This is a genomic window from Paenibacillus sp. BK720 (assembly GCF_011761545.1).
Taxonomy (GTDB): Bacteria; Bacillota; Bacilli; order Paenibacillales; family Paenibacillaceae; genus Pristimantibacillus.
Map to the genome: position 1 here is coordinate 675,655 of NZ_JAASRQ010000003.1, position 24,352 is coordinate 700,006.

The window sequence follows — 24,352 nt, forward strand, 5'->3', positions numbered from 1 at the left end:
GGAAGGTTCCTTTGTTTTTTACTAGACTTGTTTATGCTTACACTCCAGAGGCGTAAGGGGGATGAATACCGCTTGAAACCGTTCAACCGGACCGTGTTTAATTCGCTGCACATTAAGCTGATAGCCGGAATCTTCCTTATTATTGCCCCGATGGTTTCCTTTCTGATTTATAACAATTTCTATTCGATGGATGTTGTCCGCAATCAGGTTGCGCAGTCAAACAGCAATTTGCTCAATCTGTACATGGGCATCATCGACAACAAGCTGAACGATATCGACCAGTACCTGTTAAAATTCGCCGCCGAGGAATCGGGACTGATTCTTCTCGAGAGCTCCTCCAAAGCGGATGCCGACGGTTACAATTTGGAGCGGATCTGGCTGTTCAGCAAATTGAGAGACAACACGATTTATTACAAAGGGCTCGACTACTTTTTCGTGTATTCGCCGGTGAACGATGATTTGCTGTTTGCTCCGAAGGTTGCGGGGTCTGCCGATTCGGGTAACGAACCGATTCAAAAGGCGATCATCGGATTAATGCGCGAAACCCAGGCTTCGAAGAACGCCGGCTTTTCTTACGACCGATGGGCAGTGCTTCCCATGCAGCAGCAGGATTATCTTCTCCGCATTCAAAAAATCGGCGGTTTGTACATCGGGGCCGGAGTGAACGCTTCCGAGGTCATGGGCCCTCTTGATCTTCTCGACCTGGGAGACGAGGGAAGGGCGCTGCTTGTGGATGGAGACCATGCCGCCGTTCAGGACAAGGCTTTCATTAACGGGCATGGGATCGATCTGGCCTTTCAGTCGGACGACTACCGTCTTACCGGCAATAAGCAGCAATATCTCGTCATCGGGAAAAGTTCAAGCCTGGGGGACTTTGGCCTGGCGGCTGTAGTTCCGGATGATACGATCCTGGAGCGGCTGCCTTACTTGCAGCGCGTTATTTGGTTAATGGCCACGGGCTCCGTTCTCATCTTGCTTGCGTCGATCTACTTCCTTCGCAGAGTGGTCCTGCTGCCCATCCGCCGGATTATTACCGCAATGCGCAAGATCAAGGAAGGCTATCTGGAGGCAAGAATACCCGACCGGCCAACCTCCAATGAATTCGAGCTTATGAATGCAACCTTCAACAGCATGGTGGGCGAGCTACAGCAATTAAAGATCGATGTTTACGAGGAGCAATTAAACAGTCAGCGCGCGGAGCTTAAACAGCTTCAGCTGCAAATCAACCCGCATTTCTTCTTGAACAGCCTGAACGTCGTCTACTATATGGCCCAGGAAAAAAAATACGACCTGATTCAGGAGCTTTCCTTGTCGCTCATTCGTTATTTCCGGTTCATGTTCCGCAGCCAGACCGATTACGCCTTGCTGCAGGACGAGCTTAGCCTGACCGAGCATTATCTGAAAATCCAAGGCTTCCGGTTCCCCGGCAGCTTGTCGTACACCGTTACAGCCGAGGAAGGCTTGCTGGACTGCGTGATCCCGCCTTTGATTATTCAGAGCTTTGCCGAGAATACCATCAAGCATGCGGTTAACACCGATACGCCGACCCATATTGAAATCGCGATCGGGAAAAAGCCGGAGGCAGGAAAGCTGCATATCCGGTTCCGGGACTCGGGTAACGGCTTTTCCGAGGACGTCTTAAGGAAGCTGAGCGAAGGAATGAATCTGACGAATGAGGGCGGAGAGCATATCGGCATCTGGAATGTTCGGCGCAGACTGCGTCTGTTGTATCGTTCGGAGGCGGAAATCACGTTCTCCAATGATCAGGGAGCCGTTATCGATATGATTTTGCCACTGTACAAGGAAACGGGGTAAGCGCTATGTACCGGTTATTGATTGTGGATGATGAAGCGATCATTGCGAACGGCATTAAAGCGAGCGTGAATTGGAATTGCGTCAGGGTTACCTCCGTAACGATAGCAAGCAATGCCAGGCAGGCCAAGGAGAAATTCATGGAGCAGCCGTTTGATATGATGATTTGCGATATCGAGATGCCGCAGGGCAGCGGGCTTGAGCTTTACGAATGGGTGAAGGAGCATTATCCGCAAGTTGAATGTATCTTTATCACCTGTCATGCCGATTTCCAGTATGCCAAAAAAGCGCTGCAGCTTGGCAGCTTTGAATATTTGCTGAAGCCCGTCCCTCCGGATGAGCTGATGCATGTCATGACAAGGCTCATTAACAAAATCAGGGATGAACGGGAAGCAGCCGGCAGAGAGGCGGAGCGGTTCTGGCAGGATGTGCTCAATCAGGCGATTCCTTCAAGCAGGGATAAAATGATGGAGGTTATCCGGAAGCAGAAGCTGTCTTACACCGGCTCGATGGAATTTCTGCCTGTCTTGATTCCGATCTCGCATTGGGAGAAGCCGTTATCCGTCCGCGATGCGCAGCTGATGGAATACGCGCTTCGCAACGCCATGGACGAGATTGTCGTGCTGCGCTCTCCCCATGCCCAAATCGTCCGGATCAGTCCGGAGTATTTCATGATTGTATTCCCGCGTGAGAGGGCGGAGGACCATGATCGCTTCCGGAAGGAAATTCACGGCCGCTGCATCGATTTTATTAAAGGCTGCAATCAATATTTGGGGTGCCATTTGTCCTGTTATTTCGGTAAGCCCGTTCCGATGCATGAAGTTCGGAATATGGCCGAGCAGTTAATGGCCTTCAAGAAAAATCAGGTCAATATTGTGGACCGCGTTATTTTCTATAACGGGAAATTGAAAGACGAATGCGAATGCCATCAGATTCCTCTGCCTCCGATCCCCGTTTGGTCGGAGCTGATCAAGCAGGGGAATATGAAGAAGGTCATCGATGAGGCGCAGCATTATCTCGATAATTTGAAGCGGATCGACAACCTAGGGGTAAAGGGGCTGCAGCGCTTCTATCAAAATTTTCTGCAGATGATGTTTTATGCGCTGCAGCAGCATGGCATGCGCGCGGACGAAATCTTCTCGGATCATTTGACGCCAGCGCGGTCTTTGGCCGCTATCCGCAGCGTAAATGATCTGCAGAGCTGGGTGAAAGGGATGCTTGAGGCTGCCCTTGAGCATATCAACAAGGTCGACTCGCGCGAGACGATTATCGAGAAGATCAAGCGGTATATTGCTCTTAATCTCGATCAGGAGCTGTCGAGGCAATATATTGCCGATTACGTCGGGCTTAGTCCGGACTATATCGTGAAGCTGTTCAAGAAAGAGACGGGCTTGTCCGTATCCGATTATATTTTGACCGAGCGGATCAAGCTTGCCAAAGAGCTGCTGGCCAAAACGGATACAACGGTCAGCAACGTTGCCCTGGCGGTAGGATTCTGCAATTTCTCGTATTTCTCCACGCTGTTCAAGAAGGAAGTAGCGATGACGCCCCAGGAGTATCGGAGGGAAAATCAGCCGGCGATGAAGCTCTGCAAGTAGACTTGCCCCATGTCGGAAACTCGAAAACAGGATGACGGATTCTTGGAAGCCCGGGCAGCATTCCTTAAGCTACTATGAAGCTATGAAGAACAATCATCCTAAAAAGAGGTGGTCAAGTCCGTGAATGCCAATACTCGAATTGCTGCCGTGGAGCAGGTCTCAATGCGGACGAAGAAGCGTTCGGCCTTTGCCGTGAAGCTGAAGAGGATTATGAAATACCGGGCTCTCATTCTAATGGCGCTGCCGGGTCTGCTGTATCTTTTCATTAACAACTATTTGCCGATGTTTGGCATCGTGATCGCTTTCAAAGACATTAACTTTGCGAAAGGAATCATGGGAAGCGATTGGATCGGCTTTAAAAATTTCGAATATCTCTTCAAGACGAGAGATGCTTATGTCATCACTAGGAATACGCTGCTGTACAACATCGTGTTTATCGTGCTGAACACAACGATCGCGTTTGCCCTCGCCATTATGCTTAACGAGATTCGCAAGCGTTTTCTATCCAGAACGTATCAGACGCTTATCTTGCTGCCGTATCTGATCTCCATGGTTATCGTCGGCTACCTGGTGCTTGGCTTCCTGGATGTCGAGAATGGCTTTATGAACAAAACGCTGCTTCCCATGCTTGGCATGGAGCCGATCTCGTGGTACTCCGAAACGAAGTATTGGCCTTGGATTCTGACGATCGTTAACGTATGGAAAGGCGTCGGCAATTTGTGCATTATCTACTTGGCGGCAATCATCGGCATCGACCAGGAGTATTACGAAGCGGCTACGATCGACGGAGCGAATCGGTGGCAGCAGGTGGTTAGAATTACTTTCCCTCTCGTCCTGCCGGTCATCACGATCATGACGCTGCTGGCCATCGGCCGGATCTTCTACTCCGACTTCGGCTTGTTCTACCAGGTACCGCTCAATACGGGCTCGCTTATGCCGGTAACCAATACGATTGATACGTACGTCTACCGCGCTTTGATTAATCTGGGGGATATCGGAATGTCCTCGGCAGCCGGTCTCTATCAGGCTCTGGTCGGCTTTATCCTCGTCATCGTTTCGAATGCGGTCGTGCGCAAATTCAACAAGGACAACGCTTTGTTCTAGAAAGGGGAAGGTTATATGCAATCATCCGCTAGAGTTTATCAATGGCTCATCAACCTCGTCATGCTCGTATTTACGCTGTTCTGCTTGATGCCGATTTGGCTGCTGTTTTCTTCCTCCTTGACCGACGATATGGAGCTTGTCCGCAGCGGTTATGCTTTTTTTCCGGATAAAATCAGCTTCTCGGCCTATCAATATTTATGGAATACGTCTTCCGAGATTGCCAGAGCCTACGGCATTACGATCCTTACGACGGTCATTGGCACGGCAGCCGGCTTGTCGGTTACCGCCATGGTGGCGTACCCGCTCTCGCGCATCGAGATGCCTTTCCGCAATTCGCTCGCTTTCTACGTCTTTTTCACGATGCTGTTTAACGGGGGGCTTGTGCCTTCGTATCTGCTGTACACGAATTACTTCGATTTCAAAAATACGCTTCTCGCCCTCATAATCCCGGGTTTGCTGATGAACGGATTTTTCATTATTCTGATGCGCACCTTCTTTGCGACCTCCATCCCGACGGCGATTATTGAATCCGCCTATATCGACGGGGCGAAGGAATGGAAAATCTTCTACCGGATCGTGCTGCCGCTCTCGACTCCGGTGCTGGCTACGGTAGGCCTCTTCTATGTCATTCTGTACTGGAATGACTGGTTTAACGGCCTCATTTATTTAACGGACAGTAAGTATTACAGCTTGCAAAATCTGCTTAACCGGATCTTGCTGGATATTCAATACCTTCAATCTTCCACCCAAGCAGGCAGCCAGACGAGCGACCTCGCAGCCAGAATACCGCTCGCTTCGATGCGGATGGCGATGGCGGTGATCGGAGTTATTCCGCTGCTCCTTGCGTATCCGTTCTTCCAGAAATATTTTGCGAAAGGCCTGACGGTCGGAGCCGTAAAGGGATAACGGCCTGTCGGAAAATGAAAAGCAGCCGGACGGAATTGTGAAAGCCCGGTTTACCGCTTTCCGTTATCCTAATCTATGCAATCGCTTACAGATCAATATTTTTGGGAGGTCATTGGGATGAAAAAGATGCGTTCCGTAAGTTTGGCTTTAGCGCTGTCCTTGTCCGTTACGGCACTCGGCGCGTGCAGCGGCGGAGGAAACAACGGTTCGGGTGGCGGAAATGGCGGCACGGCAAGCAACGGTTCAGGCACGGAAGCAAGCAGCTCGAATGGGGGCGGAAGCCAAACGTTGAAGCCGGTGAAGCTGGTTATGGTCTTTCCGGCTGCGGGAGAGCCCAAGGATATGCAGCTTGTCTCCGACGAGATCAACAAGATTACGAAAGAGAAAATCAACGCCACGGTTAAGCTTGTTCCGATCGGGTGGGGAGCCTGGACGCAGCAAAGGACGCTAATGATGTCGGGCAAAGAGCAGGTGGACTTGATTCTGAGCGGCCTCGGAACGTACAGCCAGGATGTAGCGAAAGGCCAGTTTCTGGAGCTTAACGATTATTTGGAGAAGGAAGGCAACGGCATTAAGCAAGCGCTGGACAACCTGGACCCCGGCTTCCTGAACGCAACGAAGATCGACGGCAAAATTTACGCCGTTCCGAGCATCAGGGATTTGGCGGCGGACTTCGGCATTACGATGCGCAAGGATCTGGTAGACAAATATAACATCGACATAACCTCGATCAAATCGCTTGACGATTTGGATGCGATCTTCAAAACGATTAAGGAGAATGAGCCGGACATCGTTCCGACCGTGAAGTATGGCCAATCGATTATCGACATTTACGTGCGAAGCGCGTTTGATACTTTAAGCGACGGGTTCGGCGTCCTTCCCGGCAATGATAATAACTTGAAGCTCGTTGACATGTATGAGGCGCCGGAATATAAAGAAATGCTGAATACGGTAAGAAGATGGTATTTAGCCGGCTACATTGCGAAGGATGCGGCGACAAGCACGGAAACGCAATACAACATGGTGAAAGCGGGCAAAGCGTTCTCGTGGATTTCCCATATGAAGCCGGGAATTGAAACGCAGGAGTCGAGAAATACGGCTAGAGAGATGGTATCGGTTCACTTCAAACCGGCTATTTCAACGACGAGCGATATCACCTCCATTATGTGGAGCGTAGCAAGAAACTCCGCGGATCCTTCGCGGGCTATGATGCTGCTTAATCTGCTGTATACGGACAAGGACCTCATTAATCTTTTTGACTACGGTATTGAAGGCAAGCACTACACGAAAGTATCGGACAACGTGATCGATTTCCCTCAAGGCGTCGATGCTACCAACTCCGGCTATAACCTTCAACTGGGCTGGATGTTTGGCAATCAGTCGCTCTCCTACATCTGGAATGGAGATAGTCCGAATCTGTGGAACGATCTGATGGAGTTCAACAAGAACGCCACGAAATCGAAAGCGATGGGCTTTATCTTTAATGCCGATGCCGTGAAATCGGAAATTGCGGCCGTAACGAACGTTACGAATCAATATAAGGTCGCTCTTGAAACGGGTACGGTTGACCCGGAGACCCAGCTGCCGAAGTTTATTGACCAGTTGAAAGCGGCGGGTATCGATAAAATCATCGCGGAAAAGCAAAAGCAGCTGGATGCATGGGCTGCATCAAACGGTAATTAGTTAATGCTTTCGAAGCAAGAATTATCATGAGTGGCAATAATTGGGCCGCTTGTGTGACAATTCTTTTTAGGAGGTCCCTTGAATGAAGAATCCGATCGCTGCAACGCTTGAACCGGCAACTATTCAATATGTGTCCAACGAAGGCGGTCCAACGCTGGGGTATTGCCCGGCTTCCGGCGTTCGCATTCTCGAACAGGACGGTCTTAAATTTAAGGATTTAAGCAAGGACGGACAATTGCATCCCTACGAGGATTGGAGGCTGACGGCGGACGAACGGGCGCGGGATCTCGCCTCCCGGATGACGATTGAGCAGATTGCCGGACTTATGCTGTACAGCAGCCATCAGAACGTGCCCTCCCCAAGCGTCGGATTTTTTACGGGAACCTATGGCGGCAAGCCATTCGAGGAAGCCGGAGTAAAGGCATGGACGCTTAGCGACCAGCAGGCAGCCTTTCTCGCGCGGGATTACGTACGGCATGTTCTCGTCATGGCGATTAGCGGCAATAGGGACGGCGCGCTTTGGAGCAACCAGATGCAAGCTTTTGCGGAAGCCGAAAGTTTGGGCATCCCGGTAAACATCAGCTCGGATCCCCGCCATGGCATCGATATCGGCGCGGAATTTACCGGCGGAGCCGGGAGCCGCATCTCGAAGTGGCCGGAGACGCTTGGACTTGCCGCAACCTTCGACCCTGGCATCGTCCGGCAGTTCGGGGAAGTCGCTTCCCGCGAATATCGCGCGCTTGGCATCGCGACGGCCTTATCGCCGCAAATCGATATCGCGACGGATCCGCGCTGGTTCCGGTTCAGCGGCACGTTTGGCGAGGATCCTCTTCTGTCGACGGATATGGCTAGAGCGTACGTGGATGGGTTCCAGACCTCGGATGCCGGGTCGGCGGACGGTTGGGGAGCGGGCAGCGTCAACGCGATGGTGAAGCATTGGCCGGGCGGCGGTTCGGGAGAAGGCGGAAGGGACGCGCATTTCGGATTCGGCAAATACGCCGTCTATCCAGGCAATAACTTCGAGGAGCATCTCGAGCCGTTCGTGAGCGGTGCTTTCAAGCTGGAGGGCAAGACCGGCGAAGCATCCGCCGTGATGCCTTATTATACGATTTCGCACGGACGGGATGACGTATATGGCGAGAACGTAGGCAATTCGTACAATAAGTATCTGATTACCGGCCTGCTTCGCGAGAAATACGGCTATGACGGCGTTGTTTGCACGGACTGGAACATTACGGCCGACGAGGGAACAGCCATTGAATCCATGTTTGGCGGGAAATCATGGGGCGTGGAAGGACTTTCCGTCGCCGAACGCCATTACAAGCTGCTTATGGCCGGCGTTGACCAGTTCGGCGGCAACAACGATTCGCTGCCCGTGCTGGAAGCGTATCGGATGGGCGTCCGCGAACACGGAGAGGCCTATATGCGAGAACGTTTCGAGAAGTCGGCGGTCCGCTTGCTGAAGAACATTTTCCGCGTTGGCTTGTTCGAGAATCCTTACCTCGACGCGGAGCAAAGCGAGAGGCTTGTCGCAAGCGAGCCTTTCGTGAGCGCAGGCCACGAAGCGCAGCTCAAATCGGTGGTCATGGTGAAAAATAAAAATCGGGTGCTGCCGCTTAAGCCACGCAGCCGCGTGTATATTCCAAGCCGCTATACGGCGCCGGAGAAGCATTTTATCGGATTTACGATCCCGGAGCGCGATGAATCTCCAATCGATCTTGGACTCGCCGAACAGTTTTTCGATATCGTTGAGGATCCGGGCGATGCGGATTTTGCCATCGTGGCGATTCGCGGAGCGAAAGCGGGATTGGGCTACAGCCGGGAGGATGCGGCTGGCGGAGGCAACGGCTATGTGCCGATCAGCCTGCAATACAGGCCTTATACGGCGGAACATGCTCGCGAGACAAGTCTAGCAGGGGATGCCAGAGAGCGGGATGTGTTAAACCGTTCGTACAAAGGCAAAACCGTAACGACGCATAACGAGTCCGATCTGGATCTGGTGCTGGATACGAAGCGCAGGATGGGAGAAAAGCCGGTTATCGTCACGCTGTTTCTCGTCAATCCGACGGTTATGGAAGAGTTCGAATTTTCCGTCGATGCGATTCTCGTTCACTTCGGTTCCAGCGACAAGGCGATGCTGGAGCTGCTGTCCGGTCAAGCGGAGCCATCCGGCCTGCTGCCGCTGCAGCTGCCGGCGAATATGAGAACGGTTGAAGAACAGTTCGAGGATGTGCCTCATGACATGGTATGCCACGTCGATGCCGAGCGCCATGCGTATGATTTCGGCTTCGGCATGAACTGGCAAGGCGTCATCGAAGACGACCGTACGCGGAAATACGGCAGGCAGCGATCATAACAGTAAAAAAACTCCCTTCAAGCTGCGAGATAGCAGCCGAAAGGGAGTTTTTTTGATTACATATTTAGGGCATCGAGCAAGGCGTAAGCGACTTTCACCGCTTCGGCGCGCGTCAGGGTATCATCCGGGCGGAAGCTTCCATCCGGATAACCGCTCACGATACCCGCGGCTGTCGTTTGACTAACGGCATCGAGTGCCCACGCCGGGATAACCGCTGCATCGTTGAAGGTCTTGCCGGCACCGGACGGAGCGCTGCCGCCAGCCTTCAGAACGCGCGCGGCGATTACCGCGATTTCCGCGCGCGTAATCCGCTGCGCTGATTTAAAGACGGAGCCGTCTTTCGTCTCGAAGCCGGTTACATAGCCGGCTTCTGTAGCTGCTTTCACTTGCGCTTTGGCCCAGGACGGAATCAGGCTGTCATCGGCGAAGCGGGTTGCACCGGATGCGGCAGGCAGACTAAGCGAGTCTGCCAGCAGCTTTACCCATTCTGCGCGAGTGACCGGCTGGTCCGGACGGAACGTTCCGTCTTCGTAACCGGAAATCACATCCATGCCGATCAAGCGGTCGGCGTAAGGTTTGGCCCACGATGCGTTAAGATCCGGGAAGGCTTGAGGCGCGTAGCCGAACACGCCGAATTTCGTGAAATGCTTTACGTCGACGGTAATGGTTGTTCCATTTGCTTGGCCGCCGAGGAAAATCCATTTCTTCAGCTTTTCGTTATAGTAGTACACGGCAGGCTGGCCGTTTGGTGCCGCCGAATTCATCGCGTAGTTAAAGGTTAATTCAACCGGCTTGCCGAACGTTGTACCGGCGCTGCTTGTCATCTCTACGATTGGGCTCAGCGGCTGCAGATTGCCAAGCGGAGGCTGTTGTCCCGAAGGGAGAACCCGCGCGCCGATGGTTCCGCTTGCCGGCACTGCCCCTGCCGGTATCTTGAAGGCGATCACGTCTTTCAAGCTGCCTTCCGCTCCTTTTGCCGGATCAATGGTAACGGAAACGGATGTTGCCGGCGGGTTGCCCGGTGAACTTGTGTTTCCGCCGCCGCCCGGAGTCGAAGTTGACGGCATTGCTTTAATCGTAACGGCAAAGGTTTTGGAACCCGACGAATCGCCCCGCGAAGCGGTTGCTTTAAGCGTAACCGGCGCGTCAGGCTGTCCCGCTGCAGGGCGGATCACCTTGGCGATGCCATTCTCGATGGTGACCGCGTTTGCCGGGTCGGTTGATTCTTCCCAGTCAATTGCCGCACCATGCTCTCCTTCGGAAGGGAGGGTGATATTCTCCGTAACCGCATCCGTATGACCAAGCGTCAGCTTGTCGAGCGTTGCTTGCACGGCTTGCTCATCCGTGTATGCAGCCGTATCCAAGAAGATTGGATTCGAGTAGAACCACAGGTCCTGATAATTGCGGTTGTTAATCTCGTTGAACCGGGCCGCGGCATCGGCGGTTGTTGTTTTTGGATCGATAAGCGGATTGCCGTCCAGCGTCTCGCCCGGAACGTTCATGCCGAGATTCGTGCCTCTAAGGCGGAAATACTGATCCTTGCTTGCTTTCGGCAGGTCGTAAGTGATGACGTTGTAGCCGTTTGCGTCCGTTGTCCAGTCCTCGCTGTTGAAAGTGGCAACGACGCGGGTCGAATCATTCGTATCCTTGTCGTAGGCAGGAGTTCCCTTCTCCGCCGGGCCGGTAACGTCGCCTGCGATCAGGTCGATATGATCAACCGCCGGCTTCATGCCGCCGGATTGTCCGCTGTTGATCGGATTCTCGTAGTTATTGGCCTCAGGGCTCTTGAACTTGATCGTAAGCGTAAGCTTGTCCCCTTCGGCGGCCTGCAGCGTTCCGCCCATTTCGGCGTCGGCGCCGCCGTCCGCAAGGCGGAAGTCCAAGGCGTTGATCAGGTCGCCAAAAACGGAGAACGATTTGCCCGAGCGCATGCCGTTCAGAATATCCTGCGTGGACTTTCCTTCGCTCCAAATATAGTTTTTAGCGTATTCGCCCGGCCAGTAGCCGCTCGAATTGGTATCGATGGTTTTGAAATGGTAATCCGAATTCGCGTAATTCCAGAACTTGCGACCTTCGCCAAGCAGGGAGTCCCAGACGCCGCCAACCTTCGCTACCATGTAATCGACGCCGCCGTAGGAACGGTTCTTGTAGTTGTCGTTAGCCGTTGGATTAGCGGGATCGTACGCGGAGTTGTACCCGCCGCGGTCCGGCTCCATTTGGTTGCCGAGCATACCCTCGAAGCCAAACGCGATGTCCGGTGCGGTATTGTTAAAGTCGCGGAAGTCCGAAATCTTGTATTTGCCTACGCCCCGGGAAGGGTGGTTGACGATCATGTAGCTGGTTTCCGGGTAATTGCGTTTGAGCCAATTAATCGCGGCCAGGCTGTCCGCATGCGTGCTGTACGCCCGGTCGTCCGCAGCTTCCCACTGCAGAACATCAGCCGGATTAAACCAGCTTGCGTCGCGGTTGGTGAACAGGTATTCGAATTGGTTCGCGGCTTTCAGCGCTGCTTCGGAGCCGGGTTCATCCGTAAGAATGCCAACGGAACCATGCTCGTGCGACGGGATATCCCATTCGAAGCCGGAGAATATTGTCTTGCCGGCGTATTTGCCAGCTTCCTGCAATGCCTTTATTTTGGGAACCTGGTATTCGAGCAGTCCTTTCGATAACGGAATAGGACCGCCGGGAATGTCGGCGCCCGTATCGTCCCGTTTGGAGGAGCGCAAATGATCCGCCAGCATCATAAAATCAAGGCCGTAAGTTGTCAGGCCGTGATCAAGCACCGATTCGAGCGAGCTTTGGGCATCGTCGGATTCAATCGTATGGGCATGGAACTCGCCGGTTAACCATTGACCCTGCTCTTGCGCGGCGATTGTATCAGCAGCCGCAGCTTTAGAAACGGGGACTGCAAGGCCGGTAGACAGGATACTTGCCGAGAGAACCATAGGGAATACGATTCGAGCATGCTTATTAAATTTCAAAACGTTATTACACCACCAGTCTGCAAATTGCCCAAGATGAAGCAGGGGCATGATCAAGTGTACAAGCTTATCATCAAGGGGGTATTAGGCGATGGAGTTGTTATGTTAGTTGAATGTAAAATATACTACTAGTAACTACTCTCCCAGGAGGCCTGCCATGAAGCCAGTCCCTACCGTCTCTCGCGATTTGATTGAGCTGCCGCCGGGTTTTCCGATTGTCATCTCGCAGTCGGAAGGCGTCAGCCCGCTGTTTCAGCGGCTGCATTGGCACAGGGCTCTGGAGATCAACTATATCAGCCGGGGAAGCGGCTACTATCTGATTAACGGTACGCGCCATGATTTCCGGGAAGGAGACATCCTCCTTATCAACTCGAATGATCTGCACCGCGCTTTCGAGAACGAACAGCTGCTCATGACGGTAATCATGTTTGATCCGGCGTATTTTGCGCTGGAGCAGCGTTACGACCCGGAGCTCCTGATCCCGTTCCGAGAGATAGGCATGCGGTTCGATAACCTGCTCGACCGGGGGCATCCGATGCTTCCGCGGCTGGGTGCCGCCATCGAGGAGATGCGGAGCGAATTCGCCCGCCGGGAGCCGCATTTCGAGGCGGTTGTGCGTTCGCAGCTTGTACAATTTTTGGCTTTCGTTAACCGTTATTTCGCGAAGGAGCAGGAGCTCCATGCCGCCCAAATCCGGGGAATGGAGACGATCCGCCAGGCAGTAAACGCCATGGAAGCCGATATTGCCCGTCCGTGGTCGTTAAAGGAGCTGGCGGCTTCGGCTCATTTAAGTCCTTCGCGCTTCAGCGCCTTGTTCGTTCAAACGGTTGGCACGTCGCCGATGGATTATTTAATCCAACTGCGTTTATCGGCTGCCGTCAGCCTTCTCGAATCCACGGACAAGAAAATGATCGAAATCGCTGAGACTGCCGGGTTTCGCAATTTATCCAACTTTAATAGGCTGTTTAAACAGCATATCGGAAAGCAGCCCTCCGAGCTTAGAGCCCGGCAACATTCAAAAAAACAGTAAGATAGTATCAGAACATCGTTCTTTATCAGTAGAGGAGCGGTGTTCTTTTCTTTTATTCTCTATATATATCTTTTATAAAAAGCGGTCGGGAGCGTGGCTAGGATGTTGTTTCTTGGAGTAGACGCCGGAGGAAGCAAGACGCATGCTTTGCTTGCGGATGAGAACGGCCGCGTGCTGGGCAGGGGGAGCGGCGGGAACGGCAATCATCAGACGGCCTTCGAAGCGGCAGGCACAGAGATTGACCGCGCCTGCTCGGAGGCTTTGCGGCAGGCTGGAGCAGCGAAAGACGAAGTCGATTTTGCCTACTTCGGCCTTGCCGGAGCGGACCGCGAACCGGATTACGCGATTCTCCGTCCGATGATCGCATCGCTGAAGTTCCCTCGCCACGACATGGCTTGCGATACGATGATCGGCATGCGCGCGGGCACGCGTCGATCGTATGGCGCGGTGATTATAAGCGGCACTGGCTTTAACGCGGCGGCGCGCAATGCCCAAGGGGAAGAGCTGCAGTACGGCGGCTTCGGTTATTTGTTCGGAGACGGTCAAGGGTCCGGCACGGATCTGGCGATTCATGCTTTTCGCTCGGCGATAAGAAGCTGGGAGGGGAGGGAGCTCCCGTCCATTCTGACGGAGCTGGTCCCCCGGCAGATGGGTTATTCCTCCGTCAGGGAGATGTACGAGGACGCGCTTGATAACGGAGTTCGTCCGGCCAAATCGCTGTCGCAAACGATGTTTGAAGCGGCTTCGCTAGGGGATAAGGTTGCCATCCGGATACTCGAAGAGGCCGGACATGAGCATGGGAATGCCGTTAATGCTTTGATTCGGCGGCTTCGCATGGAGCGGGAAAGCTTCGACGTTGTGTTAACGGGAAGCGTACTCGCCAAGGGCAGCACCGAGCATATGGTTGATGCGATCAAAGCATCGGTTGCCGCCGCGGCACCGCATGCCCATATCGTTAAGCTCACCATCGATCCGGTCATTGGCGCGTTAATGAGCGCGATGGACAGCAGCGGCATCGCGATTTCAGCGGAGACGGACGCGGCATTGCGCCGGATTGCGTTTTAGAGCCCATGCTTAAGAATTCTTTTTGGGAGGCGCCATTCTAATGAAAAAACAAGGTTTAAAGGTCGCCGTAATTGGCGGCGGCTCTTCTTATACGCCGGAGCTGGTTGAAGGATTGATTAAACGCCACGAGGAGATGCCGATCCGCGAGCTGTGGCTTGTCGATATTGAAGAGGGACGGCATAAGCTGGAGATTGTCGGAAAGCTGGCGCAGCGGATGGTTGAGCAAGCAGGTGTGCCTATCGATGTGCATCTGACCCTGAACCGCCGCGAAGCGATTGCCGGGGCCGACTTTGTTACAACGCAAATGCGGGTAGGGCTGCTTGAGGCAAGACGCCGGGATGAGCATATTCCGATCAAGCATGGCGTTATTGGCCAGGAGACGACAGGACCGGGAGGCATGTTCAAAGCGCTTCGGACGGTTCCGGTAATATTGGATATTTGCCGGGATATCGAGGAGCTTGCGCCTCATGCCTGGATGCTGAACTTTACGAATCCGGCCGGCATTGTGACGGAAGCGGTGCTGAAGCACAGCAAGGTGAAGACGGTCGGGCTATGCAACTCGCCGATCAATTTCCAGAAGTATCTCGCCAAGCAATACGGCGTCTCGGAGCGTGAAGTGCTGCCGGAGTTTGCGGGCATCAACCATCTGCACTGGATTACGTCCGCTTACGTGAACGGCGAAGACAAGCTGCAGGAGATGATTGGAGGAGGAAAAGACTACTCCGCCACTAACGTTACCGCCTTCGACTGGGATCCGGAGTTCCTCCGCTCGCTTGGCGCGCTTCCGACCTATTATCTGCGGTACTTCTACATGACCGATACGATGTACGCCGAGATGAAGGAGGCGCTGGAGAAAGACGGCACCCGTGCCGACGTGGTCAGTCGGGTGGAGGAAGAGCTGTTCGAGCTGTACAAGGATGTGAACCTGAAGGAAAAGCCCAAGCAGCTGGAAAAGCGGGGCGGAGCCTATTATTCCGAAGCGGCCGTAAATTTGATGCACTCCCTCTACACGGACCGCAGAGACATCCAGACGTTGAACGTCCGCAATGGCGGAATCATCGATTTTCTGCCGGAGGATGCAAGCATTGAGGTGAACTGCGTGGTGACCGCGCAAGGTCCTGTGCCATTGCCCCTGCGGCGGATTCCGGAGCAGATCAAGGGGCTTCTGCATGCGGTAAAAACCTACGAATCTCTTACAATCGCAGCCGCGGTGACGGGGGACCGCGGGGTTGCGCTTCAAGCCATGGTGCATCATCCCCTGGTGCCAAGCGTCTCCGTCGCCAAGGCCCTGCTTGGCGAAATGCTGGAAGCGAACAAGAAGTACTTACCGAACTTTTTCGAAGCCTAAACTTATCCCAAAGCCGCATTCCTGCGGCTTTTTTTGTTTATCGCAGCCGTCCATCGCACCCCATCAATCGCTCATGGATGTAACTTTATGCCAGAATCGGGACGAATGGACTACCAGTATTTCGGTAAAAGCCGAATGTTAGCTTTTTAAATTGAGACGAACGTTCGTAAAAATTCATTGACAAGCTGCAGGTTCCTTATTATATTAATTTACGGATAACAACGAATTTAATAATAACTTTTCGTATAATCTCAAGAATTGGCTTGAGAGTCTCTACTCGATCACCGTAAATGATCAGGCTACGAAGAGAGTGGAAAAGTGCCGCGCATGTCATTCCTTTATGATTTAAAAACGGAATGACATTGACTCGGTCCGCGGTATACTTTTCCCCTTTTTGCAAAGCCTAGGAGATAAATGCGTATTAGCGCATCTTTTCCTAGGCTTTGTTGCTTGTACACATTTTTGGGGGGTTAATGGGAAAATGGAACGGTTCTTTAAGTTCAAGGAACATGGTACAAACTTCAGAACGGAAATTATGGCTGGTCTGACTACCTTCATGACGATGGCTTACATCCTGGCAGTCAATCCGATTATCCTGACGCCAACGGGTCTCGACTGGACGGCAGTATTCCTGGCAACGGCAATTGCGGCAGGTATTTTCACGATTGCAATGGGCTTGTTCGTTAACTTCCCGGTCGCTTTGGCGCCTGGTATGGGCCTTAACGCTTACTTCGCTTCAACCGTTATCGCTTCGCAGGCTACCGACAAGCCGATCTCGGTTGCTATGGGTCTGACAGCGGTATTTATCTCGGGTATTATCTTTATCATCCTGACGCTGACGCAAATTCGTCAAATGCTCATTACGGCCGTACCGGATAGCTTGAAGCATGCGATTACGGTTGGTATCGGTTTGTTTATTACAATTGTAGGCTTGAAAGGCAGCGGCCTGATGACGGTTGCCGTAACAGCCTTTGGCGATATTAAAGCAAATGCTTATACGGATGTTTCCGGTTCGGAAACGGTTATCCATATCGGCAGCTTCGCAAACGAAACGGTCATCATGACCGTGGTTGCCCTGTTCATTATCGGGATCCTTATGGTTCTGCGCGTACCTGGCGCAATCCTGTGGGGTATCCTCGGCACGACCGTGCTTTCGATCATCCTTGGTCAAGTTGATTTCAAGAAGACCTTTACGAATCAAACCTGGGTACCTGATTTCTCTACCATGAACATCGGTCACTTCGATTTCCCTGGCGTATTTGAAGTCGGTATCGTAACGGTCGTCCTGACGTTTACGTTCGTTGAATTGTTTGATACTTTCGGCACGCTGGTTGGTACAGCGAACCGCGCAGGCTTTATGAAAGATCCGGTTGAAGGCAAGAAACGCGTAGGCAAGGCGATGTTCGTTGACGCCGTGGCCGTAAGCGGCGGCGCGCTGCTTGGTACAAGCACGGTAACGGCTTTCGTGGAGAGCTCGGCCGGCGTTGCGCAAGGCGGACGTACGGGTCTGACTTCGATCACGACAGGCGTTTGCTTCCTGCTTGCCATCTTCCTCTCGCCGGTTGTGGCGCTTGTTCCTGCGGCTGCAACGAACGCAGCACTGATCATCGTTGGCGTATTGATGCTTCAATCGGTGAAGGAAATCGACTTCTCCGATATGGTATACGCGATTCCTTCGTTCCTGACGCTGGCGCTTATGCCGTTCACTTACAGCATCGCTAACGGTATCTCGTTTGGTATCGTATCGTATGTGGTTCTGGCGACAGTCGCAAACGTATCGAACAAAGGCAAATACAAAGTTCATTGGCTCATGTGGATCCTGGCGATTCTTATCGTTGGCCGCTATGTGATCATGGGAACGGAGTAGCATTATAATAGAAGAAACAAAAAGCAGCGCTGGACCGGCGCTGCTTTTTTTGTTGCCTGACTTTGTTAACAGTCGGCTGTCAAAACAAAAAATAGCGTTGCAGGGATTAATCCCTGCAACGCTTCAACGAGAGGCCTTTTGAGACAGACAATTATTTAAAAAATAAAAAGTGCGTGGGAAGCTTTCGTAGCTGCCCGTCGGAAGGCTTGTTAATAACGCGTCCGTTCCAGATCAGCGACGAGGAACCGCCGCCGTCCAGGTTGTAGCCGTCAACGGCGCCGAACCGCTGCAGCAGAATCTGCATCTCGGCCAGCGTTGCGCCGGAGCTGCCGCCTTCGTTGCGGCCGTCCGCTACGATGATGAGCAGCTGTCCGTCCTTGTAGTTGGCAATAACGGTGCGGGGCGCCCGCGTTGGACTGCTCTGCCACTTGCTTGGTATCGTCGTTGGACTTCCGTTCTTTAGAAGCACGGGTACAAACGACGCTCCAAACTTGACGTTTAGTTTATCAAGCTGCTCTTTGCTTGTGAATTTACCGCCAACCAGCTTATTGCTGGCGTTAAGACCAACAAAGAACAGGTCGGCCCTGGTTGGTTCAAAGCCTTCTACATAGTCGCCGTTCAGAATGGTTGTGCTTAGCGGGTACCTCTTGCCCCCGCCATCGGCAAAGCCGCCGGCGTTAACCCCGGCTATGGCGCCGTAACGCTGCGCGGCAGCCAGCGTTGTTTCGGCACCGCCTACCTTATCGTTGCCGAGTACCATTTTCATCGCGTCGCCGGACTTAAGCTTGATCTTCATGGCATAGCTTTGGAAGTTGTCGGCCTTTATGTAGAATAATTGCGCGGTCAGCTTGTCCGAGCTGATCGTCCCCGAAGGAGATCCAAGCCGTCCGGTAATGATCCTGTCGTAAATCGCTAACGGTCGGTTAGCCTGGGCAGTTGCCGTATTGACGATCTGTTTCATATCGGCGTTTGTCTGGTTATACAGCTTTAGCTGCCTTTTGATGGAGGCGCTTGTCGCAGCAGCGGTCTGACGGGCCTGATCGAGCCCGCTGGCGACTGATTTTGCATGGTCTGCGGCAGCTTCTTGCTGAGTACTAGCCTCCGGGTAAAGGTTGTCCGGAAGGACAATGGTAATATTCGTGACCATAAGCCATAACAACATCGCGACAAACGGTGTGCAGGCCAGCAGCATCGTTCGGTTCAGCGCTCGGATGGATAACGTCATTTGAGCACATCCAGATTTTTTTGCAGTTCGTTCAGCTTCTTTTTCACTTCGTTTAATTGCGTGTAAAGCTTATTGCTGTTATCGGTTTTGACATCAGCATTATCCTTCGTGAAGGTGAGCAGCTCGTTGAGAGCCTCTACCTTGGATTCCAATTGCGACAGCTCTTCTTTATAGCCGGTTTCCAGCTTGGCAATCCGGTCATCGTATTGCTTTTGCATCTCGGCCATTTGCGCGGCTGTCTGGCGCTCCACGTCGGCAGCAATCTGCTTCTGGACATGCTCGCTGTACAGCTTCGCACCGGTAATGCCGGCGGCAATCAGAATAACCCATACACATACAAAGATGACAAAAGCACGCTGCTTGGTAGCCTTGCGCGTTTTCGTTTCATAAGAAGCATTTGTTTCTAAAGCGGTATTGCTCATGAGCGTTCACCTCGTTTTCCGTTAATATGGAAGTGAACGGACTGCAAAAAACAGCATTTAAGCTAGTCTATCATGTTAGACGCACGAACGATGCCCAAGGTTAAGGCTGTCACTACATTGTAACAAAGATTTCTAGGGAAAGAGTCAATCATTTTGTGGGAATTGAAGGATAAGGTATAATAATAACAATTACGCTTAGTTCACGCTTTCGAAGCATGAATGATCACAATTGGCTTTAAAAAATTTGCAGTTTGGGTGAAAATTCATTAAGCGTATGCTTACGAAGCAAGAATTGCTTCGCAATTCTTTTTAGGAGGTAATCGAAACATGACCACAGCTGTAGAGCAAGCCATGTTCGCCGGAGGATGCTTCTGGTGCATGGTATCGCCGTTTGAAGAAACACCGGGTATTTTGTCCGTTGTATCGGGTTATTCCGGAGGCCATAAAGCAAATCCAACGTACGAAGAAGTATGCTCCGAAACAACCGGGCATGCGGAAGTTGTTCATATTACGTTTGATCCGTCGATTTATTCCTATGAGAAGCTGCTTGACGTGTTCTGGCATCAGATTGATCCGACCGACGCGGGCGGCCAATTCCATGACCGCGGGGAATCCTACCGGACGGCTATCTTCTATTATAATGAAGAGCAGCGCCAGAAAGCGGAGGCTTCAAAGGCGGCTTTGGCGGCAAGCGGCAGATTCGACAAGCCGATTGTTACAGCCATCGAGCCCGCGAAGGAGTTCTACCCGGCGGAGGACTATCATCAAGGGTATCACCGGACGAACCCGCTCCGTTACAAAATGTACCGCAAAGGCTCCGGCCGCGATGCTTTCATTAATAAGCACTGGACGGTTAAGAAGGACGAAGGCGAGCTTCGTTCCCTTCTTACTCCGCTCCAGTACGAAGTCACGCAGAATAATGCGACGGAGCGTCCTTTTACGGGCGAATTCTGGGATCACAAGGAAGAGGGCCTGTATGTCGATATCGTCTCGGGCGAACCGCTCTTTACCTCCCGCGAGAAATACGATTCCGGATGCGGCTGGCCTAGCTTTACGAAGCCGGTGAAGGAAGCAGCCATTACCGAAGTGCTTGATACCAGCCACTTCATGGTTCGTACCGAGGTGCGCAGCAAAGAAGGCGATTCCCATCTGGGCCATGTATTTGACGACGGTCCGGGACCCAACGGACTCCGCTACTGCATTAACTCCGCTTCGCTCCGATTTATTCCGGTAGCCGATCTGGAGAAGGAAGGGTACGGCGAATACGTCAACTACTTCAAAATATAAGGAAGTATAAGTTTACTCTATACTATGCTTATATTTCATCCGCGAAACGTAAGCTGCTCCTTCTAAGGACGGCGCAGCCGTTTTCACTTGAATAAACGATTGGGGGAGAAACCATGAATATGGAAGAAGCGATCCGAACGAGACGTTCCATTGGGCGCGTCAAGCAAGATCCGGTTGATCGTAATTTAATTGAGAAGGTGCTCGACGCCGCAACCTGGGCGCCAAGCCACCATAACACGCAGCCTTGGAGATTTATCGTAATGACGGGCGACGGCCGCGCCAAGCTTGGCGAAGGTTATGCGCGCGTCGCGCTTGCAACGCTTGGGGCAGGGGAAAGCCCCGAGCTGGAAGAGCGTCTCCGCAAGGAGCGCGTCAAAGCATACCGCTCGCCGGTTGTTATTGCGGTCGTATGCTCACCGTCGGCTGATCCGCGGGCAACGCTGGTGGAGGAAATTGCCGCTTCGCATACGGCGGTGCAGAATTTGCTGCTTGCCGCACACGCGAACGGGCTGGGTGCAATCTGGCGTTCCGGCGACCCGATGTACCATCCGCTTATGAACGATACGTTTGGTCTGGCTGAGAACGAGCAGATCGTAGCGCTCGTTTACATGGGTTATCCGGATATGACTCCGCCGGAACCAAAGCGTACGCCGGCATCGGAAAAAACTACCTGGCTTGAATCCTGATTTCCGGCTTATAGACAAAACAAGGCGCCCGCAAGGGCGCTTTTTTGTTGTCCAACGGGAAAAATAATGGCAGATATAAGGGGCCAATTTTTTCAGCTGCAAATACTTTATTTATAATTAATTTAGTGTTAAAATATTTAGAGTTGATAAATTAGCTTTGCAAAATAAATGTGGCCGGAAAGGAGTGAAGGAATGGCAAATGCCAGCGAGGAGTTGATTAATCTTATCGGCCAGTTCCGGTTATTTCTGAAGAATGTCACAAACGAGTGGAGCAGGAAGACGATGGCCGGCATGAACCCAACGCAGTTCAAGCTGTTATACACGCTTCATTCATCCGGTCCCTTGAAAGTATCGGAGCTTGCCGATCTGCTTGGATTGACGTCCGGCGCCATTACGGGCATTGCCGACAAGCTGCTGGCGGAAGGTCTGATCAGCCGCGAACGAACAACGGATGACCGGAGAGTGGTGATCATCGCTTTAACTTCGGAGGGCGACAAGCTCGTCACCCAAGTGATGGAATGTCACGAAGAAATATTTTCTTCCTTTTTCAATGGCCTTCCGGAAGAAGATCTTCAGCATTTGAGAAGAATTTTCTCGAAGCTAACGGCCAATATGGATGAAGCCACGCCGGAAAAATAATTTTTGCATCGACAGATTGACTGATTCACAAAAAAGATATATAGTAGTAAATGCTTTGTTAATAATTTATTTAGTATTAAAATATTAAATGCTAATGAATTATCGGTTCAGGCAATCGGCGGGAAAGGGGAAGAGGCAATGACGAATGCCAATGAAGAGCTGATTGGCTTCATGGGACAGTTCAAGACGTTCCTGAAAAACGTAAACAACGAGTGGAGCCGGAAAACAATGACGGGCATGAACTACACCCAGTTCAAGCTGTTGTTTACCCTCCATACATCGGGCTCCCTCAAGGTTTCCGAACTTGCCGACATTCTCGGATTAACCTCCGGTGCCATTACGGGAATTGCCGATAAGCTGGTGGCGGAAGACTTAATCAGCCGCGAAAGGGCAAACGACGACCGCAGGGTCGTATACATTGAATTAACGGCTAAGGGCAGGGATATGGTTGACGACATTCTCGAATCGCAGAAAGAAACGTTTTCCTCCTTTTTCAATGTATTGCCGGAAGAAGATATTCAGCACCTGAGGAGAATTTTCGCCCAGCTGCTTGCGAATATGGATAATAAGTAGCATTTCAGCTTGAATCCACAAACATAGAAAAAGGAGAGAAGTACCCTATGAGTAATGCTGTAGCAGCATTAAAAAGAGGCCCGATCGTCGCATCGGTGCTAATCGCGGCCTTCGTGGCGCTTTTGAGCCAGACGCTCCTTAACGTTGCGCTTCCGAGTATCATGACGGACCTGAAGGTCAGCGCGAATACGGTACAATGGTTGTCCACCGGTTATTTGCTAGTCAATGGCGTCCTTATTCCAATTAGTGCTTATTTGATCAGCCGGTTTTCGACAAGGTCATTATTCGTAGTCGCAACAAGTTTATTTACGGCAGGCACCATCGTCAGCGCCTTGGCGCCGAACTTCGAAACCCTGCTTACAGGCCGTATTATTCAGGCGGCGGGCGCAGGTATTCTGATGCCGTTGATGTCCATCATCTTCCTGACGATTTTCCCGATTGAACAACGCGGCAAGGCCATGGGGATGATGGGGATCGCGATGATCTTCGCACCGGCCGTTGGTCCAACGCTGTCCGGTTGGGTTGTTGAGCATTACGACTGGCGCGTTCTGTTCTACATTGTATTGCCGCTGTCGCTGTTTGGCTTGATTTACGGCGCGATTTCGATGAAGAACGTTACGCAGACCGCAAAATCCAAGCTGGATATTTTCGCCGTTATTCTGTCCACTCTGGGCTTTGGCGGCCTGCTGTACGGCTTTAGCGATGCGGGTACGGACGGCTGGAACAACGCAACGGTTTACACAAGCTTGATCATCGGCGTTGTTGCCCTGATTGGCTTTGTATGGTATCAGCTTGCCGTTAAGAAACCGATCCTTGAAATGCGCGTTTTCAAGTTCGGCATGTATTCCCTGACTACCGTCATCAACGTTATTATTACGATGGCCATGTTCTCGGGTATGATCCTGCTTCCGATTTATCTGCAAAATATTATGGGCTTTACGCCGCTTAAATCCGGTTTGCTCCTGTTGCCAGGCGCGATTCTGATGGGGATTATGTCGCCAATCACCGGTATGATCTTCGATAAGGTCGGCGCCCGCTGGCTTGCGGTTACCGGTCTTGTTATTACCGTCTATTCGTCTTACGAATTCAGTCAGCTGACGGATCATACGACTTACGGTTACCTGATTACGATGTACACCTTGCGTATGTTCGGTATGTCCATGCTGATGATGCCGATCCAAACGGCGGGCATGAACCAGCTACCGCAGCGTCTGAACGCTCACGGCTCGGCCATGTCGCAAACGCTGCGTAACGTAGCCGGCGCTTTGGGTACGGCGTTCCTCGTGACGCTGATGACGAACAAAGCGGCTTCCGAAACGAAGCATGTGGTCGCAACGCAAGGCATTGATCCTAACGATAAAGCGGCAATGGCCCATGTGATTCAAGAAGCGACGATTACAGGTATCAACCACTCGTTCGTTGTAGCAACTTGGTTCGCCGTTGCGGCACTCCTGCTTGCCTTCTTCATCCGAAAAGTAAAACCGCATGAAGAACCGGCTACCGTAGTAAGCGCCTCTTCCGAAGGCCAAGCGAAAGCTCAGCTTGCCGCCACGCAATCGAAATAAGAAGTAAAAGCCGTGCAGGGATATCTGCACGGCTTTTTTTGATGAATCGCCTTGGTTAAACCCAAACGGAGCATTTAAATGATTCTGGAGAAACCGAGTGTTCGCTTTTTTCGAGGATTCCATCTTGATTTCTTGATTCAAGGAATCCTCGAGCAATGGCGATCGGAAGAACATTTAATGCGCGGTTTGCGTGTTTAACCTTACC

At 52.1% G+C, this 24,352-nt stretch carries 18 protein-coding genes and 1 riboswitch; of the genes, 15 read left to right on the top strand and 3 right to left on the bottom strand.

The genetic code is table 11. The features are described from left to right. The first annotated feature begins 72 nt into the window (after nt 1-72). The 6 genes from FHT67_RS15015 to FHT67_RS15040 all read left to right on the top strand — a co-directional run bounded on the left by FHT67_RS15015 (nt 73) and on the right by FHT67_RS15040 (nt 9,459). Nucleotides 73-1,815: a sensor histidine kinase gene (locus FHT67_RS15015; RefSeq protein WP_208403295.1), complete on the top strand. Its 1,743-nt coding sequence runs from the start codon at nt 73-75 to the stop codon at nt 1,813-1,815. A gap of 5 nt (nt 1,816-1,820) precedes the next feature. After that, nucleotides 1,821-3,410: a response regulator transcription factor gene (locus tag FHT67_RS15020; RefSeq protein WP_132310124.1), complete on the top strand. Its 1,590-nt coding sequence runs from the start codon at nt 1,821-1,823 to the stop codon at nt 3,408-3,410. 162 nt (nt 3,411-3,572) lie between these two features. Then, a complete protein-coding gene (locus FHT67_RS15025) occupies nt 3,573-4,514 on the top strand; it encodes an ABC transporter permease (protein ID WP_132310367.1) in 942 nt (313 codons plus the stop codon). Nucleotides 4,515-4,529: 15 nt separating this feature from the next. Beyond that, nucleotides 4,530-5,420 (top strand): carbohydrate ABC transporter permease, encoded by an 891-nt coding sequence (locus tag FHT67_RS15030; RefSeq protein WP_167199444.1) that lies wholly within the window; start codon nt 4,530-4,532, stop codon nt 5,418-5,420. Between the two features lie 117 nt (nt 5,421-5,537). Next, a complete protein-coding gene (locus FHT67_RS15035) occupies nt 5,538-7,103 on the top strand; it encodes an ABC transporter substrate-binding protein (RefSeq protein WP_167199447.1) in 1,566 nt (521 codons plus the stop codon). 82 nt (nt 7,104-7,185) lie between these two features. After that, the gene (locus tag FHT67_RS15040; RefSeq protein ID WP_167199450.1) at nt 7,186-9,459 is read left to right on the top strand and encodes a glycoside hydrolase family 3 protein; all 2,274 of its coding nucleotides are present in this window, start codon (nt 7,186-7,188) and stop codon (nt 9,457-9,459) included. Nucleotides 9,460-9,515: 56 nt separating this feature from the next. On the opposite strand, the gene FHT67_RS15045 is transcribed toward FHT67_RS15040, so the two are convergent. Then, a complete protein-coding gene (locus FHT67_RS15045; RefSeq protein ID WP_243867168.1) occupies nt 9,516-12,440 on the bottom strand; it encodes an S-layer homology domain-containing protein in 2,925 nt (974 codons plus the stop codon). A 157-nt stretch (nt 12,441-12,597) separates the two neighbouring features. Here FHT67_RS15045 and FHT67_RS15050 point away from each other — a divergent pair, with 157 nt between their 5' ends. From FHT67_RS15050 to FHT67_RS15065, 4 genes are all read left to right on the top strand, one after another. Then, the gene (locus tag FHT67_RS15050; RefSeq protein ID WP_167199453.1) at nt 12,598-13,470 is read left to right on the top strand and encodes an AraC family transcriptional regulator; all 873 of its coding nucleotides are present in this window, start codon (nt 12,598-12,600) and stop codon (nt 13,468-13,470) included. Nucleotides 13,471-13,572: 102 nt separating this feature from the next. After that, the gene (locus FHT67_RS15055; protein WP_167199456.1) at nt 13,573-14,535 is read left to right on the top strand and encodes an N-acetylglucosamine kinase; all 963 of its coding nucleotides are present in this window, start codon (nt 13,573-13,575) and stop codon (nt 14,533-14,535) included. Between the two features lie 40 nt (nt 14,536-14,575). Continuing rightward, nucleotides 14,576-15,883: a 6-phospho-beta-glucosidase gene (locus FHT67_RS15060; RefSeq protein ID WP_167199459.1), complete on the top strand. Its 1,308-nt coding sequence runs from the start codon at nt 14,576-14,578 to the stop codon at nt 15,881-15,883. 221 nt (nt 15,884-16,104) lie between these two features. Next, nucleotides 16,105-16,205: riboswitch (purine riboswitch) on the top strand. A gap of 159 nt (nt 16,206-16,364) precedes the next feature. After that, a complete protein-coding gene (locus FHT67_RS15065; RefSeq protein ID WP_132310138.1) occupies nt 16,365-17,750 on the top strand; it encodes an NCS2 family permease in 1,386 nt (461 codons plus the stop codon). Nucleotides 17,751-17,901: 151 nt separating this feature from the next. On the opposite strand, the gene FHT67_RS15070 is transcribed toward FHT67_RS15065, so the two are convergent. Together FHT67_RS15070 and FHT67_RS15075 are read right to left on the bottom strand one after the other, a co-directional pair. Then, the gene (locus tag FHT67_RS15070) at nt 17,902-18,975 is read right to left on the bottom strand and encodes a phosphodiester glycosidase family protein (RefSeq protein WP_167199462.1); all 1,074 of its coding nucleotides are present in this window, start codon (nt 18,973-18,975) and stop codon (nt 17,902-17,904) included. Then, complete coding sequence (locus tag FHT67_RS15075; RefSeq protein ID WP_132310142.1) at nt 18,972-19,397, bottom strand: hypothetical protein; 426 nt, start codon at nt 19,395-19,397, stop codon at nt 18,972-18,974. Before FHT67_RS15075 ends, FHT67_RS15070 begins: the two co-directional genes overlap by 4 nt. A gap of 327 nt (nt 19,398-19,724) precedes the next feature. Here FHT67_RS15075 and msrB point away from each other — a divergent pair, with 327 nt between their 5' ends. The 5 genes from msrB to FHT67_RS15100 all read left to right on the top strand — a co-directional run bounded on the left by msrB (nt 19,725) and on the right by FHT67_RS15100 (nt 24,147). After that, on the top strand, nt 19,725-20,684 hold the full coding sequence (gene msrB / locus FHT67_RS15080; protein ID WP_167199465.1) for a peptide-methionine (R)-S-oxide reductase MsrB: 960 nt from the start codon (nt 19,725-19,727) through the stop codon (nt 20,682-20,684). 113 nt (nt 20,685-20,797) lie between these two features. Continuing rightward, a complete protein-coding gene (locus tag FHT67_RS15085) occupies nt 20,798-21,370 on the top strand; it encodes a nitroreductase family protein (RefSeq protein ID WP_167199468.1) in 573 nt (190 codons plus the stop codon). A gap of 192 nt (nt 21,371-21,562) precedes the next feature. Beyond that, entirely contained in the window at nt 21,563-22,009 is a 447-nt protein-coding gene (locus FHT67_RS15090; protein WP_132310148.1) for a MarR family winged helix-turn-helix transcriptional regulator, read from the top strand. Nucleotides 22,010-22,147: 138 nt separating this feature from the next. Continuing rightward, on the top strand, nt 22,148-22,582 hold the full coding sequence (locus FHT67_RS15095; RefSeq protein WP_132310150.1) for a MarR family winged helix-turn-helix transcriptional regulator: 435 nt from the start codon (nt 22,148-22,150) through the stop codon (nt 22,580-22,582). Nucleotides 22,583-22,629: 47 nt separating this feature from the next. Then, nucleotides 22,630-24,147, top strand: coding sequence for a DHA2 family efflux MFS transporter permease subunit (locus FHT67_RS15100; protein WP_132310152.1), 1,518 nt, complete (start codon nt 22,630-22,632; stop codon nt 24,145-24,147). Nucleotides 24,148-24,352: the final 205 nt, after the last annotated feature.